Here is a 16,403-nt window from a genome sequence, read left to right as displayed (position 1 = left end):
CCTATCTTCCGTTATTTTTAAACTGTTTGAAGAATGAAGAGTATCACACATATTGCTCAAAGAATCATCTTTTGTTCAAACCGGCATCGTTTGAGGGAAGGCTGGTTGGTGGTAACTTGCTGATCTTAGCAGGGCTTTTGGGAACGAAATTTGAACCTAACGTTGAGGGGAAGGTACTTTTTTTGGAAGAAGTTGGTAGTTCACCGCAAAAATTACATTTTCTTTTGCTTCATTTATATTTTGCAAAAATTTTTAAGAAAATAAGAGCTGTCATCTTTGGGAAAATGGAGAATTCGGGAGATTACTTGCCGTTACTTCGAGATTTTGTCAGGAGGTATGTTAGCGTTCCGGTCCTTTGTGAATTGGATATCGGCCATGGGCGGGACGTGATTCCTTTGAAGATTGGAGGCAAGGTGAAGTTTGATGCAAAAAACGCCTTGCTGTGTTTTTCATGAAACCATACATTCAAACTTCGGAGTTTACGACGGCCGCGTGCGGGCTTTTGATGATTGTGAATCATTTTAAACGTTCTTTTTCGTTGTCAAAGGAGAATGAGCATCGTATTTGGATGGCGTCTGCGTGTCTTCCTGTTCGGGCGTCCAGCATTTATGGTCTTGCGGTTTTTGCGAAGAAGCAGGGTTTGCGGCCGCGTATCGTGGTGGGGGAGCGTGAGTATGAGTTTCCTGATTACCGGTTTCATCGCTATACGAAGAAGCACATTGATGAGGCGAAGTTCACATCGAAGTTGTACGCGAGGGATGCGAAGGAGTTGGGCATTCCTATTGAGGAGCGAGTGTTTGATTTTGCGGAGGTGAAGTCGCTTCTTGAGGAAGGGAGGATTTTGCTTTTGCGGGTGAACGCGGGGATTTTGAGGGATGCGAAGAGCACGTCGAATTACGTGGTCGTGTGTAAGGATGAGCGGGGGATGGTGGTTATGGATCCTCGGCAGGGGAGGGTGATTGTGGATGAGGCGTTGTTGTTGGAAGCGTTTGAGACGTTGCAGACGAAAAAGAAACGTGATCCGAGAATGATTGTTTTTTAGCTTGCGGTGATGGTGTCGTATTCTTGGAGTATGATGGTGTCGAGGTTTTCGAGTGTGTTTGTTATGTAGAGCCTGCCGTTCCCGATGGTGGTGATGTCCTTGGCGAGGCGTTCTCCCCTCTCGTCCAGCCCGATGCCGATGAGGGAGATGGTGATGCCTTCTGACCGGGCGAGGCTGGCTGCTTTGCGAGTTTCGCTTGTTGGGTTTTTCCCTTTGGTGGGGATGGCGTCTGAGAGGATGATGAGGTGATTGGTTTCTGCTCGTTTGGGAAAGAGTTCGATTGCTTTGTGGAGGGCTTTGGTGAGGTCTGTTTCTTTGCTTGCCTTTGCTTTTGCGAGTGTGGTGAGGAGGTGGAGGAAGTCTTGGGTGGGGGGGATGGCGTCTTCAATGATTGAAGAGAAAATGAGGAGTCCTGCTTTGTTTTTTTCTTGGATGGTTTTGAAGGCGAGTGCGATGCCTGCTTTCTTGGCGGTGCTCAGTTTTTTGCCGCGCATACTTCCTGACGCGTCGAGGGCGTAGATGATTGAGATGTTGCCTTTGCGTTTTCGCTCCCACGTGGTGAGGTCTTCTGGGAGGATGCGGCGGTGGCTTCTTCGGATGGCTTTTCGGAGTGTTGATTTCAGGGCGATGTCGCGGTACCTTGCTCCTTTCTTGTAGGGCGCGGTGTGCTTTTTTTCTCCGTAGTGGTTTTTGATGTGTTCTTCGTGTTCTCCGAGGCCTTTGACGCGGAGCTTGTCGAGTTCTTCTGTGTAGAGGATGATGCTGGCGAGGGTGTAGGCGGCCTGGGTGAATTGTCCTTCTTTGTCAAGAAGTCCTTTTTCTTTGAGTTTTGCAATGTTGCGTTCAATGTTGCGTTTGAGGGTGGCTTTGAATTCGGGGATGTTGAGGTTTTTTTCGATGTAGTCTTCTTCGAAGTCCGTGACTTCTCTGATGATGGTTGCTCCGTAGAGTTTTTTTGCGCGTTGGAAGTTCTTGACGAGGTTGTTGAAGAGGAGGTCCGGTGTGAATCCTCCGAGGCCTTGGGAGATGCTTTCACTGATGATTTTTCCTTCATCGATGGTTTCTTGGTCGTTTTCGATGACGCTGCGCATGAGGCGCTGTTTGGTTGGGCTGCTGCCTGTTTCTCCGCTCAGTTCTTCAATGCTGGTTTTTTCTTCTATGCGGGTGTTTTTTTGGCCTGTGTCAAAGGCCGTCGGCGTGTTTTTTTTCCCAGAAAGTGCGGAATTCGTTGGTCACGAATTCTTCAGTGCTTTGGAGGTATTTGAGGCTGGGTTTGAGACGGATGCGGTGGCTGAGGACGCTGCGAAGGCAGGCGAGGATGTCTTGGAAGGTGACGGTGTTTCTTCCTTGGACGGTCGCGATGGCTTGGGCTTGCTCGTAGATGCCAATGCTTGCGCGGACGCTGGGTTTTTTTTCGAGCTTGTCGCTTTCGCGTAAGGCGCGGATGAACGCGAGGACGGGGTGGAAGAGCGTGTCTGGGAAGGTGCAGATGGTTTTTGCTTTTTCTTTGACGATGCGTTCTTCTATCTCGAAGGTTTCGGGGTAGTCGAGGTAGATGAGGTCGAAGCGGTCGAGGAAGACGTCGCTGAGGGGTTCGGTACTGGAGTCTTCCGGGTTCATGGTGCCGATGAAGATGAACGTCGCGGGGAGGTCGGTGGTGTAGCTGCCGATGGTGACGATGTTTTCTTCGAGAGCTTGGAGGAGGGCGTTTTGGAGTTTTTCGCTGCATCGGTTGACTTCGTCGAAGAAGAGGACGCCGCCGTCGGCTTTGAAGAGCTTGCCTGGCGTGAATGCTTGGGGGCTCATGGGACCGTATTCGATTGCTTTGATGGGGTCGATGTCGCCGATGAGGTCTTCGGCGGTGAGGTCGGGGCTGCCTTGGACGCGCACGAAGCGTGATTCTTTTTTTGTAGAAGGGAGTGCTTTGGCGACGTTTTTGGCAAGGGTGGTTTTGCCGATGCCGGGAGGCCCGACGAGGATGATGTTTCTTTTGGCAAGGAGGGCTGCTTTGAGCTGGTGCTTGGCCGCGTCTTGCCCGTAGATATCGTTGAAGTCTGCTTGGAGGATCCAGTTGTGTTGGTTCGATGGCATAGGCTGAGAAGAAAGCCAGAGCGTGTTTATAAAGTATTTGGTGTGGTTTGGGGTGGGGGCTTTTGCTGGATGGAGAGGTTTGTTTGCTGGTTGGTTGGGGAAGCCTGTTTACCACGCGTCGGGTTGTTTTTTGGTTGCGTCTTGCCCGGCGGTGTTGCCCAGGTACGCTCTGATTTGGCTAATGACCGCCTCTGATCGCGCGACGTAGCCGAAGGGGTCGTGCTGGGCGATGTAGTCTTGGCGTTCTTGGGCTTTGCGCAGTTGCTGGTCCCATTGTGTGATGAGTTCTCGTTCTTGTGGCGTGATGGTGGCGCCTGTTGCGAGGCGATCTCGGATGGTTTTGAGCTGGTCGTAGGCGTTGTAGTCGGTGAGCGTGTAAATGTTCGCGTTTCCTTCTCTGATTTGTTCGAGCGCTTCGCCGTAAGCGGGTGTTTCTTGGTTGTTGGGTTGTTGCTTTTCGGCCGCGATTACTTCTTCCAAGCTTTCTTGTTCGGCCGTTTCTGTTTCTTGGTTTTCTTGGGGGTTGCTTTGGGTTGTTTCCTCTTCGATTTCGCGCAGTTCTTGTTCTATGGTTGTGATGTTTTGTTCTGTTTTTTTTAGTTCTTCTCGCTTTTTGCGTTCGAGCTCTTCGAGTTCGCGTTTTTTCTTCTCTCGTTCTTCGAGAAGTCTGCGGAGCCGTTCTTCTTCGGGGATGTCTGTTTCGCCGGGCATGGAGCAAAGGAGGGGGGTTGTTTACCAGGAGAGGAGTCGGTGGGATTTTTTGTAGTTTTTGTATACTTGGTAGATGGTTATGACTGCTGTTTTTTTTGCAGCTTTCGCGTCGGGCTTGGTCCTTGCAGGTTGCTTTTCTTTTCGGTGGATTGGTGCAAAGGGAGAGAAGAGTTCTCCGAATCCTTTGAAGATGGCCAGGAAGGGGTCGAGGGCTCCTGGCGGGGCTCTTTTTTTCGTTGTGGTCGCGGCGTTGACGGGTGTTGGTTTCTTGGTGAGCTTGTCCGGGGCGCCGAGGCCTTCAAGGTATTTTTCGAGATCGTCGCTGAGGGCGTCCATTGCTGATTTGACGGATTCGTCGACGAGTTCGAGAAGGTCCATTTCTTCTGCTTCCCGGTATGCTTTGTAGTTTTTGATGTCTTCTTCTGTCCAGGAGTAGGCGCGAAGGGTGAGTTCGACTCTTCCGACATGGACGGGTCCTCGGTGTTGGAAGCCTTCGCGGTGGAAGTCCATGTGTGGCCTGGTTCGGTGAAGGAAGGTGGCTACAATGCAGGGATAGACGCCTTTGATCGGTTTTTGCCGGGCGAGAAGTTCTATTTCGGTAAGGGCGCCTTCGAAGGCGGCGACGAGGTCGGGGCTTTCTGAGAACTGCGGGTTCATGGAGAGGCGTTTGACGTTGCGCAGGTAGGGCTTGACCCAGGACATGTACATCTTGATAGTGTCCCAGTGCTGGCGGAGGTAGCGTATTTGGAACCGTCTGCGCTGTTCGAGTTCGTGGTCTGATTTGAGCTTCCAGTTGACGAATTGCATGAGTTTTCTTCGAAGGACGTTTTTGACGTTCGGGTTGAAGTCGAGGCCGTCGACGACTTTGTCAATGGATTTGATGTCGAAGACTTTTGTGTTGAAGAAGAGGTCTGGAAGGGTGGCGTAGCCGACGCGTTGGGCAAGGTGGTAGATGGAGCCGGGCTGGATTTGTCCTCCTCTGTTCTCGACGAGGTCGGTGAATTCTGATTTGAGTGTTGAGTCTGCTGCTTTCACGCCGGGGACGGAAGTGGCGGGCTTGCCTTCCTTGACGGCGCGTGCTGCTTCGTTCCAGATGATGCGGGGTTCAAGTTTTTCGTCGATGATGCGCAGCTCGCGGACGATGGCGAAGAGGTCTTTGACCATCTTCCCGATGGAGACCATGTAGTTTTGTACGCGGTCTTGCTGGATGCCGAGGCGTTGCTGGCTTTGGCCCCAAAAAGCGCTTTGTTCGGATGCGGTGAACACGTCTGTTATTTTGTCGACGACGCCGAAGGAGAAGTCCGTGCGCAGGTGCTCGAGTATCCAGTAGTACATCTCTTCAATGCTGGCGTGGGCGCTTTCAATGATGAGTCGTAGGCGCGCGTCTGGTTGAGGGTAGCCGGTGTAGTAGTAGAGGGAGCCGCCTTCGCCGCCGTGGCTGAATTCTTCTGCAAGTTCCTCTTTGGAGAAATTGAATTTTTTTAGTTTTTCTGATGGTGCTAAAAAGACGCGGGTTGGCATGACCTTGTTTTTGGGCTGTGTTGTTTAAATAACTTTTCCTATCGTGCGGTTTCTTCGCTGGTTGGTAGTGTTTGGGCGGCGGGGTGTGCTTGGCTGAGCCGCCTGTTTTGTTGCTATCGTCTTGTTGCCTTGGCCGTCGCTGTTCTTTTCTTTGTTTGTTTTTCTTTGACGATGCTGATGCCTCCGCTGGGGAGGGCTGAGAGGTAGTCGTCAAGTTCGCCGCCGCCAAGCTCGTTTCGAAGTTGTTTTGCGGCCTCCGATTTTTTCATACGCCCTGGTTTGATCTGTATTGCTTGTTTGCAGTGGTGAGTCACGGCGCTGATTGGTCCTGCAAGGACGGAGCCGTTAAGGAGACCGACGGCTGCTTCGACGCGCGGGTGGTGATACGTGGTTTTTCCGTAAATCATGAATGATCCTTTTGGGAGGACTTCGCCTGCTTTGGCTTCCTTACTGACTTGGTCTGGGCGGACGTGAAAGACTTCTGTTGTTGAAAGGCCGAGCTTCCATGCTCGCGAGTGTATGGCGACGAACCCGGCGGCTTCTTCAAGCGACGTGTCAGGGGGTGTTTTTCCTTTAGTTTTGAGGATGACAAAGGGGCTTGCTGCCATGTCGGTGTGAAAGACGATGTCGTTTTTTTCTGTGTGTTTCTTGATGAGTATTTCGTTGGTTGTTGCGTCTCTTCCGCCGACGAGAAGGAAGCCGTCAGACGTTAGGCACCAGCGGAATCGTTCGTACCATTCTTTTTTTCGTTTTTGCTTGAGGCTTGGTTTTTCAATGCGCGGCGCTGCGTGTTGAGCCTCTTTTGCTTCTTTGCGTGCTCGTTCGATGGCTGCGCGGGCGCCTTTTGCCTTTTTTCTTGCTCGTTTTGCAGCTTCGAAGTATCGCTGGGCTGCTCGTTGGAGTGGCTCGGTGATGTTCAGAACGAGTTTCATGACGTGCACTCTGGCAGCTCGTCGTGGGGGAGCCGAACGCCGCACTCGACTTCTCGCTTCCCGGATTGGACCTTTGGCACGATGCCGACGGAGGAAAATTCTTTGACGATGTTGTAGTAGTCGGGAAGGTCTTTTTCGAGGACGCTGTTGGCAGGGATGCCTGAAGGTTCTGGGATGGGGAGGCGGCCTTCTTCGCCAAGGGCGAGTGCGGTCTTCACGACGTCTTGACTGCCTTTGTTGTGAATTTTGAGCTTGATGGTGTTTCCGGTATGGCAGAACTTGCTGCTAGAGAGGAGCACGTTTGCGCACCCTCCCCCTCCTGCGGGCTCCCAGTTCATAATCATGGCCCCCAGCGCTACTGCAAAGGCGATGAGTAGAACGGTTGCAATTAAGGGGGACATTCCTCGACGTGAGCGCATATCAAAGACAAACCCTTTCTTAAATTTATAAAGATTTCGGTAACGTGCCAAGAAGCGTTTCTTTCCCTTTTTTTTGTTGCTCTTTTTTTGTTTGAGGTTGGTTTCTGAAACGGCTGAGGAGGGGCTTACCTACTGGTGTTGTCTTGTTGGAGTTCCTTGCCTTCGCCAATAATGGGGCGGGTGATGCAGCACTGCAGTGTTGCGTCTTTGCAGTCGAGAAGGGAGGGTTGATAGCCCGTGTCGCAGGCTTCTTTGCAGACGCCGCCGAGGTCTTCGCAGAAAGGTCCTTTGATGGGCGGTTCTTGCGGCGCTTGCTTGCATCCCGAAATGAAGAGGATGAGGAGGAGGGAGGTGAAAAAGGAAAAAGTAAGTATCTGCGCTGTTTTCCTTATCGGCGCTGTTTCTTCTGTTTCTTTTCTTTTGCTTTTTTTGTTGTGGATTGCTGTGTTGTTTTTCATCAAGGTATACCTTCGTTTGACCTGCTGGCGTTCTTTTTTTCGTTGCTCGCTTTTTCGTTGCTCGTATCTTTTTTTTTTTACATTGCTTCGAGTCGCGCGATGCGCTCGTTAATATCAGGGTGGGTGGAGAAGAGGTTGTTGAGCCAGCTCTTTTTGTGGCGGAGAGGGTTTTCAATGTAGAGGTGGGCGGTTGCCTTGTTTGCAATGTCGACGACTTTGTCATGGTCATCGCGGATTTTTTTGAGGGCGCTAGCAAGGCCTGAAGGGTTGCGTGTGAGCTGAACCGCAGTCGCGTCGGCGAGGAATTCGCGCTTTCGTGAAATGGCGAGGCGCAAAAGCTGGGCGATGATCGGGGCGAGGATGGCGAGGGCGAGTCCGACGAGGAGGAATACAGTGTTGTTTTTTCGGTCTCTGCCTGAACCGCCGTAGAGGAAGGAGCGCAGGAGCAAGTCGCTGATGAGGACGACGATGCCAAGGAGGACGGTGGCGAGCATCATGACGCGAATGTCGTAGTTTTTGATATGGCTCATTTCGTGGGCGATGACGCCTTCGAGTTCGAGACGGTTCATACGTTTTCGCAGGCCAGACGTGACTGCAATGACGGCATGGTTTGGGTCTCTGCCCGTTGCGAAGGCATTCATGGAAGTCTCGTTGATGATGTAGACGCGCGGCGGCTTTGACAGTCCTGCAGCGATAGCCATGGCTTCGACGGTGTTGACGAGGTAGGGGTCTTCTTCCTTCTTGACAGGCCTTGCACGGCTTGTGCTGAGGATGATTTTATCTCCGCCGACCCAGGCGAAGGCCATGTAGATGACGCCAATGAAGAAGGCGAGGAACATGCCGGCAAAAGGCCACTGGGGGAACCAGATGAGGCCGAGGACGTACCCGAGTGCGATGATGACGCCTGAGAAAAGAAAGAGGAGAGCGGTGGATTTGAGTTTGTTCCTTGCAATTTCATCAAAAAAGCTTCGCCGCTCGTTCATCGCCTACAGCATCTCCTTTCCTTTTTTTGGCAGTGGTGTCGTTGGTGGAAACCGTTTCTGCCATCCCCCAACGAAGCCCATTCCCAACACGCGTTCTCTCACGTGTCTCCTAAAAGGAGACCTTGACGGCTTTTCGCTCTTCTTCAGGTGCTTTGAAGAACTCACGCTCCTTAAAGCCGAAGAGTTTTGCGATGATGTTTGTTGGGAAGGATTGAATGGCGTTGTGGTATTGCAGGACGGTGTCGTTGTAGAACTGCCTCGCAGCAGCAATTTTTGTTTCTGTTCCTGAGAGTTCTTCTTGGAGCTGGAGGAAGTTCTGGTTGGCTTTCAAGTCAGGGTAGTTTTCCGAGACGGCAAAGAGGGACTTGAGCGCGCCGGTGATCATGTTGTCCGCCTTTGCCTTGTCGGCAACGGTCTGGGCGGTTTGAAGCGCGGCTCTTGCTTTCGTAACGTTCTCAAGCACTTGCTTTTCGTGTTTGGCGTATCCCTTGACCGTTTCGACGAGGTTTGGGATGAGGTCGAACCTTCGCTTGAGCTGGACGTCTATTTGAGACCAGGCGTTGTTGATGCGGTTGCGAAGCGCGATGAGCCTGTTGAACTTGACGATGGCCCAGAGAACGACGACGACCGCAATGCCAATGAGAATCCACATTCCTGTGCTAACCATTTGTTATTCACCCCGTTTTTTTTTTGGGAAGTCCTTCCCCCCTGCTTACCTTCTCGGTGCCAGCCAATCTTGGCGCAGAGCATATGAAAAATGAGAGGAATACTGAAGCGTAAAACTAACGAAAAACACAATCTTTATAAACTTTTTTGTGGGAAGGAGGAAAGGCAAGGAAAGCAAGAGGGGGGTGTGAAGGCGTATACGTTGTGCGCTTGCTTCGTGCTTGAACTTTGTGCTTGAAAAAAGGTCAAGAAAGGCTTGAAGGAGGAGGTGGTCGTTATGGCTTGGTGGGTGTACGTTGGGGTTCTTGTTGCAGGGTATTTCGTTCTTGGTTTGCGCGTGATTAATGAATACGAGCGCGGCGTTAAGTTCACGTTTGGAAAATTCTGGAACGTAATGAATCCCGGGCTGCGCATTGTTTTTCCTATTATTCAGTCGTATCAGCGGGTGGATATGCGGGTGAAGGCGGTGGACGTTCCTGATCAAGACTGTATTACGAAGGACAACATCTCTGTCAACGTCAACGCGGTCGTGTACTACAAAGTGGTTGATGCAAAAAAAGCCATCATTAGTGTTGAGAACTTTCGCTATGCAATGCAGCAGCTTGCCCAAACGACGATGCGAAACATCATTGGCGAGGTGGAGCTTGACGAGCTCCTCTCTCAACGGGAGAAGCTGAGTGAGAGCATCCGCAACATTGTCGATAAGGCGTCGGATCCGTGGGGCATCCAAGTTGATAACGTTGATTTGAAAGACGTCCTTCTGCCGAGGGATATGAAGCGGGTGATGAGCAAGCAGGCAGAAGCGGAGCGTGAGAAGCGGGCTGTCATCATCAAAGCAGAGGGGGAGGTTGTTGCTGCACAGAATCTTTCCAAAGCGGCGAAGATGCTGAGCGCATCGCCCGGGGCGTTGCATTTGAGAACGCTTAACACCCTCAACGATTTGAGTTCAGACCAGTCCAACACGGTTGTGTTTGCCGTTCCGCTTGAAATTTTGCGGGCGTTTGGAAAATAAAGACGCGCGCAGCGGGGCTCGGGTGTTGTCGCCGTGCGGCCCTCGTTGAACACCGTTTGCGAGCGCGGCCAATTGGTCAGCAAAGGCGCGTCGGTTGGCGAGCGCGTTTTCCTTGTTGAGCTCGCGGCCAGTTTCCCTTATCGCGAGTAGTGTGCGAGTGCTTCCTCTTCTATGAAGTGCAGGTCGGCAGGGATGATGAGGCATGAGGGCGGCTTGCCCGTCGGGACGCGCTCAGTGGCCAGCGCATGCAAGGTTGCGTACGTGATGGTTTCGTCGCTCCACCCGAGGCGCGAGCACGCCACGCCCATTGTGGTTTCATCAACGACGCCTTTTCTTTGTTGGCGTTCTTGTTCGAGGAGGTAGCGGGCTGCTTGTGGAATGGTGAGGAAACGGTTTTTGTTCGGGGTGAGGTCGAGGAGGAAGAGGGTGTGGAGGCCTGCGTTTTTGTTTGTTACAAGAACGGTGTACGGTGTTGTGACGTTCTCGTGGAGGAAGGGTATGGATGTTGTTTTGCCGAATTTGTAGAGTTCCAGTCCTGTTTTGCCGACGGCGGTGAGGATGGAGGCTCCGTGAATGACGGTGACAGGAACGTTTCTTTTTTTTGCTTCGAGATAAAGCGCGATGTGTGTGGTTGCAGAGAAGACGTCACCAACGGCGAGGAAGGCGACATTTTTTGTTTTTGCTTGTTCTACCATGCGTTCGCAACCTTTTTCCACATCGTCGCGGTCGAGGATGGTAATGGGTTTTGCGTAGAGCGCTTCGAGGCGGTCCTTTCCTGATTCGAGGATGGAGGTGTAGCCTTCTAAGTACACGTGTTCGCACGTCTTGATGCTCGTGAGTCCTCGAACAGAGATGTCTTCTTCATTTGCGAGGCCGATGCCGATGAGGTAGAGAGTCATGTTCTCGCCGTTTCTTGTTTGCAGAGGGAAAACGCAAAGATTTAAAAACATCTTTGTTTTAGAATTGTTTTAGCAAAGCGATGATGTGGTCAAAGGTTGTATGATCAAGGGTTGTACGCAATCTTTTTTTTTGGGAGGAAGGAGGGTTAGAAAAGAAACAACGTTTTTGAGAAAAAAGAGGTGGCGAGAAGAATGATTTCTATCAAGTTGAAAAAAAAGCCAAAGAATGTTCGTATCATTGAGGGGTTTCCCGGGTTCGGCCTTGTCGGCACTATCGCGACGGAGTTCTTGCTTGAGCATCTTGGCACGGAACAAATTGGCGAATTTGTTTATGATGTGCTTCCACCTACGATTGCTTTGCATAAGGGGAAGCTTGTGCATCCTATGGGTGTGCACTATGTCAAGAAGTATAACCTGGTTGTCCTCCACACACTCTTGAACACGAAGGGAGAGGAGTGGAGCATTGCGGAAACCATTGCGAAGATGGCATCGTCGCTTTCTGCAAAAGAAATCATTTCTCTTGAAGGCGTTAATGCCTTAATTCCGACAGAGGAGCCAAGCGTCTTTTATTATGGCAACCCTTCGTTTGCCAAGTGCGGGGCTGAACCCCTCAAGGAAGGTATCATCATTGGTGTAACGGCAAGCTTAATGCTTCGTGTGAAGAAGGTGAGTTGTCTTTTTGCAGAGACGCATTCTGCGCTTCCTGACTCGAAGGCGGCTGCTAAGATTGTGGAGGTGCTGAATAACTATCTCAAGCTCGGACTTGACACGAAGCCGTTACTTGAACAGGCCATTCAGTTTGAGCACAAGCTCAAAACAATTCTCGAACAAACAGGCAAGGCAACGCAGGAAGCGGACAAGAAAGCGCTGAGCTATTTGGGTTAGGATTCGTCGTTATGGGGCTGCTGCCCAGCGAGGGGGGTTTGTGGCGAGGTGCTCTTGGTGGTTGCGGTGTTGGTTGAGTCTGCAGGGTTTGGTATGAGGAAGTAGTTGCCGAACCGGTCCGTGACGGAAGCGATGAGGAGGGAGATCATCATGAACACGACGGTAAGGTTGAGCAGTTCGATGAAGTAATCGGGTTGGTTTGAAGAGAGGAATTTGAAGACGACGACGGCGACTGCGATGCCTTTTGGCATGTTCAGTGCCATGAAGAGTTTTTCTTTTGGGCCGAAGGTGTCTTCTTTGCGAAAGAGGAGGAGGATGGTGGCGAGTCTGCTTACAAAGAGGACGAGGAAGAGGAGGGCTGCGCGCATCCAAAACAAGGTGTTCGTCCAGGGGAGTGTTGGAAAGATGGCGATGCCGATGAGGACGTAGACGAGGATTTCGAGCGAGAGGGAGAGGTGCGAGCTGAATTCTTGCAGGCTTGTTTTTTCTCGTACGTAGGTGTTGCCGAACGCGACGCCGAGGAACGCGACGGCGAGAACGCCGTTCCCCCCCAGCCATTCGGCAAGGGCGTAGGTGAGGAGCGCTGCTCCCATGAGCGCGACGGGGGAGAGGGTTTCGGAGTAGAACTTTCTCATGAGCTTGATAATGATGAGCCCGGTGAGGAGGCCGACGCCGAGGCCGACGACGATTTGGCTGATGAATCCTGGAATGTAGCCGGTGAGGATGTCGAAAAGGCTTCCTTCTCTCGCTTCGCTCGTGACTTGGTTGAGGATGTCCATGAGGAGGAAGGGGATGAGCACCATGAGGGGGGTGTTCATGATGGCCTCGATTTTGAGGACGTCAATGACGCGGTGCGTGGTGTTTTTGAGGAGTATGAATACTGAGCCGGGGTCGGTGCCGACCATGATGACGGAGAACATGAGGGCGTAGAGGGAAGCCGCGAACCAACCAACGCCGTCCTTGCTGTACGCGAAGAGGGTTGCGGGGGTGAGGATGAGGATGTTCAGTCCCATAAAGACAAGGACGATTTTAAGCCCTCTCCAGGAGTGTTCGTCGATCTCGCCGAGTTTGAAGCGGGATGACCCGTCGAAAACAATCATGACGAGGGTGAGGACGGCGAGAGAGATGAGGAATGCGTCGTCGAAGGAGAAGAGGGGGTATTTGTCTTGCGGGATGGCGCCGAGGGCGAGGCCGAAGAGGATGAGGAGGAGGATGTTGGAAATGCGTAGTTTGTTGGCGAGGATGGTGATGAGGATGCCGAACACGAGAACGAGGGCGAGGCCCATGAGGTAGGTGAGGGTGGGGTCGGCTGCGCTGCTCAGTGCCATTACGTTCTTCACCATGCCTCGCATTTATAAAATTTATTCCTGAGCGTGCTCTTGCTACCTGGCGCGCGTTCGGTCGTTGTTTGTCGGGGGGAGCGGTCGTTGCGTGGAAAGGAAGGCTGGCGGGGTAACGAGCAGGTGGTTTTTTGGCGGGTTGAGCACCAAATCGAGCGTGAGGAGCGCTGCTCTAGAAATACAAGGGGGCCAAGCAATCGAACAGACAGACAGGTAATAAGAAGGTATTTAAAGAACGCGCGCGTAAGCAGCGGCGGCATGATGGTAAGGGTTTGCGGGAATGCAGAGCAGGAGCGGGCAGCGAGGGCGTGCGTGGTGCTTGGCGCAGGGTGCTCTCCTTTCTCGTCGGTGGTTGCTCACGGCCGCCTTCGTGTTCTGTTCTTTTCGGAGCCTGGCGTGGAGGTGGGTGGTTGACTGGTAAACAACGCCAAGGGAAGCGTGGAGAGGTGGACTTGCGCAAGGTAGCAAGGGCGCTTCGTCCTGTGAGGAAGCCTCCCGTCAAGGATGGTATTGCGCGGGTGCAAGAGGGGATTCAAAGAAAAGGTTGGCCTGCTGATGTTGTCCTTGGCGGGAGCGTTGCGAAGAATACGGCGCTGAGGGGAAGCCACGATGTCGACCTCTTTGTTCGTTTTGATCCTTCATTCGTTTCTCAAGAAAAAGTGTCGCTTTCGGATCTGCTCGAGCAAGTGGTTCCCCCCGGCGCGAAGCGAGTGCACGGGAGCAGGGATTATTTTGTGTGGAAGCACAAGGGGTTCACGTTCGAGATCGTGCCGGTACTGCGCGTTTCGCATTGGAGGGAGGCGCAGAACGTGACCGATCTTAGCCCGCTTCACGTTGCGTACGTGAAGGGGCATTTGGAGAAGCGGCCGTTCCTCGCCGATGAGATTCGCCTCGCGAAGCGTTGGTGCCAGGCCCAGCGCGTGTACGGGGCTGAAAGTTACATTTCAGGCCTCTCAGGCCACGTGCTTGATGTGCTTATTATTCATTATGGCTCGTTTCTCGCGTTTCTTCGGGCAGCATCGGCGTGGGAGCCGCCAGTAGTGATTGACGTGGAAGGTCACGGCACTGCCGTTGGTTTGAATCAAGCCAAGAAGCACAGTCCCCTCATCGTTATTGATCCGCTTCAGCCAGATCGCAACGCGGCCGCGGCGCTCAGTCCTCAGGTGTTTCAGAAAATAAAAAAGGCGGCCGCGGCATTCATTGCCCGTCCTTCTCAGCGGGCGTTCACCATTGTTCACTTGACGCCTTCTCGCATTTGGAAGCGGCATCCGGATGCGTTGGTGGTTGAACTCGTGGGAAAGGATGAAAAGGAGGATGTTGCTGGGGCGAAGTGCAGAAAGGTGTATGAGTTCCTGACGCGCCAGTTACGCCTTCACGGGTTTCGCGTGGTCGAAACAGATTGGGAATTTCGTTTCCCTCGAGCAGTGCTTTTCTGGGTGGTGGCGCCGCGCCGCCTTGGCCGTGTCATGACGGTGCAGGGACCTCCCGTCAGTCAGGAGGCGGCTGCGTTGAAGTTTCAGGCCAAGCACAAGGACGTTTTCCGGGTTGGAAGGCGGTGGTTCGCGCGGGAGCCAAGGGTGTTTACCACGCCTCGTCAGCTCATCGCGTCCCTCGTGGGTGCTGAAGAAGTGGCGGGGAGGGTTGCGGCGGCGCGGGTGGTGCGGAGGCCTCGGAGGTCGTGACGGACCGGCGGTTTTTTCCTTTTTTTTCTTGCTAGCCGCTCCTTTTCGGTTTTCCGAGTTTGGTTTCTTGCCAGGAAACTATTTAAACGTTCAATCGCGTCCCGTTGATTGCGAATGGGTTTGGTGCAAGACGTAACGAGGTGGACTACGGCTTTTTTTGGGCCGCTGGGCGTGTGGGGGTTGTTCTTGCTGGCCTTTGTCGAGGCTTCTTTTTTTCCAGTGCCTGCGGATACGTTGCTCATCGTCCTTGTTCTGGAGGGCAGCGTGCCGTGGTGGGTGTTGGCACTGGCGTGCACAGTCGGGTCGCTTCTCGGCGGCGTTTTCGGCTACGGTATTGGCTATTGGGGTGAAGAAGCGGTGCTGAAGCGGTGGTTTTCTGAAAAAAAGATTATGCGACTGGGCAAATTGTTGCAGCGGTACGAAAACGCTGCTGTCTTCATCGCGGGCTTTACGCCTCTGCCGTACAAGCTCGTCACCATCGGGGCAGGGGTTTTTCACCTTCGGTTCGTCCCGTTCGTGGTGACCTCTTTTGTGTCCCGCGCGCTTCGTTTCTTTCTCGTTGCGTATTTTGTTTACGTGTTCGGCCCCTCGCTTATTGCCTTGCTTGACAAGTACTTGCTGCTTTTCGCGCTCGTCTCTGTTGGCGTGTTGGGGGTTTTGATTGTCAGGGAGGGAAAAAAGGCGTTGCGAAAGAAAAAAAAGAAATAGGTTGCTTCAGGAGGTGAGTTGTTCTCAACGAAGAAAAGGAACGATAATATTTATATATGTGCTCTTTATTACGTGTGAATAAAGGAGGTGATTTTATGGCAGAAAAAAATGTGTTAGACTGGATTGCGTTAGTGCTGGTAATAGTAGGGGGTTTAAACTGGGGATTGGTAGGCTTGTTCCAGTTTGACCTTGTCAAAGCGGTTTTGGGATCTATACTATTCTTGCAGAATGCAGTGTATATTCTGGTCGGGCTTTCAGCGGTGTATATGATTTACTATGCAATGAAGAAATAATTTTTTTTCTTTTCTTTTTTTTTTATGGAACCTGGTTTTTTTGCATACCATTCAAAATAAGCCAAGTCTTTCTTAGAGAACGTGCTTTGTTCGGGACGAGAAGGTCGTTAAAAGGATTCGGCAAAGGCAATTGCCAGGATGCCGAACTCAAAGCGCTTTTGATTTTGCCACGCCGCGCTCTCCCAAACGCGCCATTCCCTTCAGGGCGCATACCAAGGCGTAAACGGCTTGGCGTGAATGTCCTCTCTCTTGTGTCTTTGGCGTTTTTTTGATAAAAACCAAAACCTTTATATATTGATACATGTTAATATGTTGATATGAAGGAATCGTTAAAAATATTCAAGGCATTATGCGATGAAACTCGGTTAAAAATAGTTGAGGGCCTTCTGAATGGAGAAAAATGCGTTTGTGAAATCGTTCCCTTTACGAAGAGAATGCAATCAACAGTTTCGATTCAATTGGCAAAGCTTGAAAATCTTGGCATAGTTGAATCAAAGAGAGAAGGAAAAAATGTTTCCTACAAGATTGTAAACGATAAAGTTGTGAAAATTCTCAAGATAGTTAATGACGAATCAACATCAAGAGTGGAGGGAGGTGTTAAAAAATGAAAATAGCAGTTATTGGCTCGGGCTGCCCGACGTGCGAAGCATTGTATAACAAAGTTAAGAAGCTGAAAGAAGAAGGAAAAATAGATGCAGAGATAGAATATATCAAAGATGTAAACGAGCTGGTTAATCGCGGCATTATGGGGAGTCCTGCAT

20 protein-coding genes are annotated in these 16,403 nt (G+C 51.7%); 9 read left to right on the top strand and 11 right to left on the bottom strand.

What is annotated here, in order from left to right; all coding sequences use genetic code 11:
- Nucleotides 1-26 precede the first annotated feature (26 nt).
- Nucleotides 27-455, top strand: coding sequence for a hypothetical protein (locus D6783_04020; GenBank protein RME52726.1), 429 nt, complete (start codon nt 27-29; stop codon nt 453-455).
- A complete protein-coding gene (locus D6783_04015) occupies nt 452-1,042 on the top strand; it encodes a hypothetical protein (GenBank protein ID RME52725.1) in 591 nt (196 codons plus the stop codon). The genes D6783_04020 and D6783_04015 overlap by 4 nt, the downstream gene beginning before the upstream one ends.
- Here the strand turns inward: D6783_04015 and D6783_04010 are convergent.
- The 9 genes from D6783_04010 to D6783_03970 form a co-directional block, all read right to left on the bottom strand.
- Complete coding sequence (locus tag D6783_04010; GenBank protein RME52724.1) at nt 1,039-2,133, bottom strand: VWA domain-containing protein; 1,095 nt, start codon at nt 2,131-2,133, stop codon at nt 1,039-1,041. The genes D6783_04015 and D6783_04010 overlap by 4 nt on opposite strands.
- A gap of 91 nt (nt 2,134-2,224) precedes the next feature.
- Nucleotides 2,225-3,133 (bottom strand): MoxR family ATPase, encoded by a 909-nt coding sequence (locus tag D6783_04005; protein RME52723.1) that lies wholly within the window; start codon nt 3,131-3,133, stop codon nt 2,225-2,227.
- 108 nt (nt 3,134-3,241) lie between these two features.
- Nucleotides 3,242-3,844 carry a hypothetical protein gene (locus tag D6783_04000; GenBank protein ID RME52722.1) on the bottom strand — a complete coding sequence of 201 codons (603 nt, stop codon included), beginning with the start codon at nt 3,842-3,844 and terminating at the stop codon, nt 3,242-3,244.
- 21 nt (nt 3,845-3,865) lie between these two features.
- Entirely contained in the window at nt 3,866-5,365 is a 1,500-nt protein-coding gene (locus D6783_03995; GenBank protein ID RME52721.1) for a hypothetical protein, read from the bottom strand.
- 113 nt (nt 5,366-5,478) lie between these two features.
- Complete coding sequence (locus D6783_03990) at nt 5,479-6,306, bottom strand: DUF814 domain-containing protein (GenBank protein RME52720.1); 828 nt, start codon at nt 6,304-6,306, stop codon at nt 5,479-5,481.
- Complete coding sequence (locus D6783_03985) at nt 6,294-6,716, bottom strand: hypothetical protein (protein RME52719.1); 423 nt, start codon at nt 6,714-6,716, stop codon at nt 6,294-6,296. Before D6783_03985 ends, D6783_03990 begins: the two co-directional genes overlap by 13 nt.
- A 125-nt stretch (nt 6,717-6,841) precedes the next feature.
- Nucleotides 6,842-7,174, bottom strand: a complete 333-nt coding sequence (locus D6783_03980; GenBank protein RME52718.1) for a hypothetical protein — start codon at nt 7,172-7,174, stop codon at nt 6,842-6,844.
- Nucleotides 7,175-7,251: 77 nt separating this feature from the next.
- Nucleotides 7,252-8,157 (bottom strand): zinc metalloprotease HtpX, encoded by a 906-nt coding sequence (locus tag D6783_03975; protein RME52717.1) that lies wholly within the window; start codon nt 8,155-8,157, stop codon nt 7,252-7,254.
- Nucleotides 8,158-8,266: 109 nt separating this feature from the next.
- Nucleotides 8,267-8,824 carry a LemA family protein gene (locus tag D6783_03970; protein ID RME52716.1) on the bottom strand — a complete coding sequence of 186 codons (558 nt, stop codon included), beginning with the start codon at nt 8,822-8,824 and terminating at the stop codon, nt 8,267-8,269.
- A 276-nt stretch (nt 8,825-9,100) separates the two neighbouring features.
- Here D6783_03970 and D6783_03965 point away from each other — a divergent pair, with 276 nt between their 5' ends.
- Nucleotides 9,101-9,835, top strand: coding sequence for a slipin family protein (locus tag D6783_03965; GenBank protein RME52728.1), 735 nt, complete (start codon nt 9,101-9,103; stop codon nt 9,833-9,835).
- A 137-nt stretch (nt 9,836-9,972) separates the two neighbouring features.
- Here the strand turns inward: D6783_03965 and dph5 are convergent, their stop codons facing one another.
- Entirely contained in the window at nt 9,973-10,734 is a 762-nt protein-coding gene (gene dph5, locus D6783_03960; protein RME52727.1) for a diphthine synthase, read from the bottom strand.
- Nucleotides 10,735-10,926: 192 nt separating this feature from the next.
- On the opposite strand from dph5, the gene D6783_03955 reads away from it, so the two are divergent.
- Nucleotides 10,927-11,619 carry a proteasome assembly chaperone family protein gene (locus D6783_03955; GenBank protein RME52715.1) on the top strand — a complete coding sequence of 231 codons (693 nt, stop codon included), beginning with the start codon at nt 10,927-10,929 and terminating at the stop codon, nt 11,617-11,619.
- Here the strand turns inward: D6783_03955 and D6783_03950 are convergent.
- Nucleotides 11,616-12,971 carry a hypothetical protein gene (locus tag D6783_03950; protein RME52714.1) on the bottom strand — a complete coding sequence of 452 codons (1,356 nt, stop codon included), beginning with the start codon at nt 12,969-12,971 and terminating at the stop codon, nt 11,616-11,618. The genes D6783_03955 and D6783_03950 overlap by 4 nt on opposite strands.
- A gap of 260 nt (nt 12,972-13,231) precedes the next feature.
- Here D6783_03950 and D6783_03945 point away from each other — a divergent pair, with 260 nt between their 5' ends.
- The 5 genes from D6783_03945 to D6783_03925 all read left to right on the top strand — a co-directional run.
- A complete protein-coding gene (locus D6783_03945; GenBank protein ID RME52713.1) occupies nt 13,232-14,641 on the top strand; it encodes a hypothetical protein in 1,410 nt (469 codons plus the stop codon).
- Nucleotides 14,642-14,755: 114 nt separating this feature from the next.
- On the top strand, nt 14,756-15,349 hold the full coding sequence (locus tag D6783_03940) for a DedA family protein (protein RME52712.1): 594 nt from the start codon (nt 14,756-14,758) through the stop codon (nt 15,347-15,349).
- Between the two features lie 95 nt (nt 15,350-15,444).
- Nucleotides 15,445-15,642, top strand: coding sequence for a DUF378 domain-containing protein (locus D6783_03935; protein RME52711.1), 198 nt, complete (start codon nt 15,445-15,447; stop codon nt 15,640-15,642).
- Nucleotides 15,643-15,959: 317 nt separating this feature from the next.
- Nucleotides 15,960-16,250, top strand: a complete 291-nt coding sequence (locus tag D6783_03930; protein ID RME52710.1) for an ArsR family transcriptional regulator — start codon at nt 15,960-15,962, stop codon at nt 16,248-16,250.
- On the top strand, nt 16,247-16,403 hold a 157-nt coding region (locus D6783_03925), incomplete at its 3' end, for a thioredoxin family protein (GenBank protein RME52709.1). The genes D6783_03930 and D6783_03925, both read left to right, overlap by 4 nt.

Source organism: Candidatus Woesearchaeota archaeon, from assembly GCA_003694805.1.
In the GTDB taxonomy this organism is placed as follows: domain Archaea; phylum Nanobdellota; class Nanobdellia; order Woesearchaeales; family J110; genus J110.
This window is presented reverse-complemented; position numbering and strand designations above follow the sequence as displayed.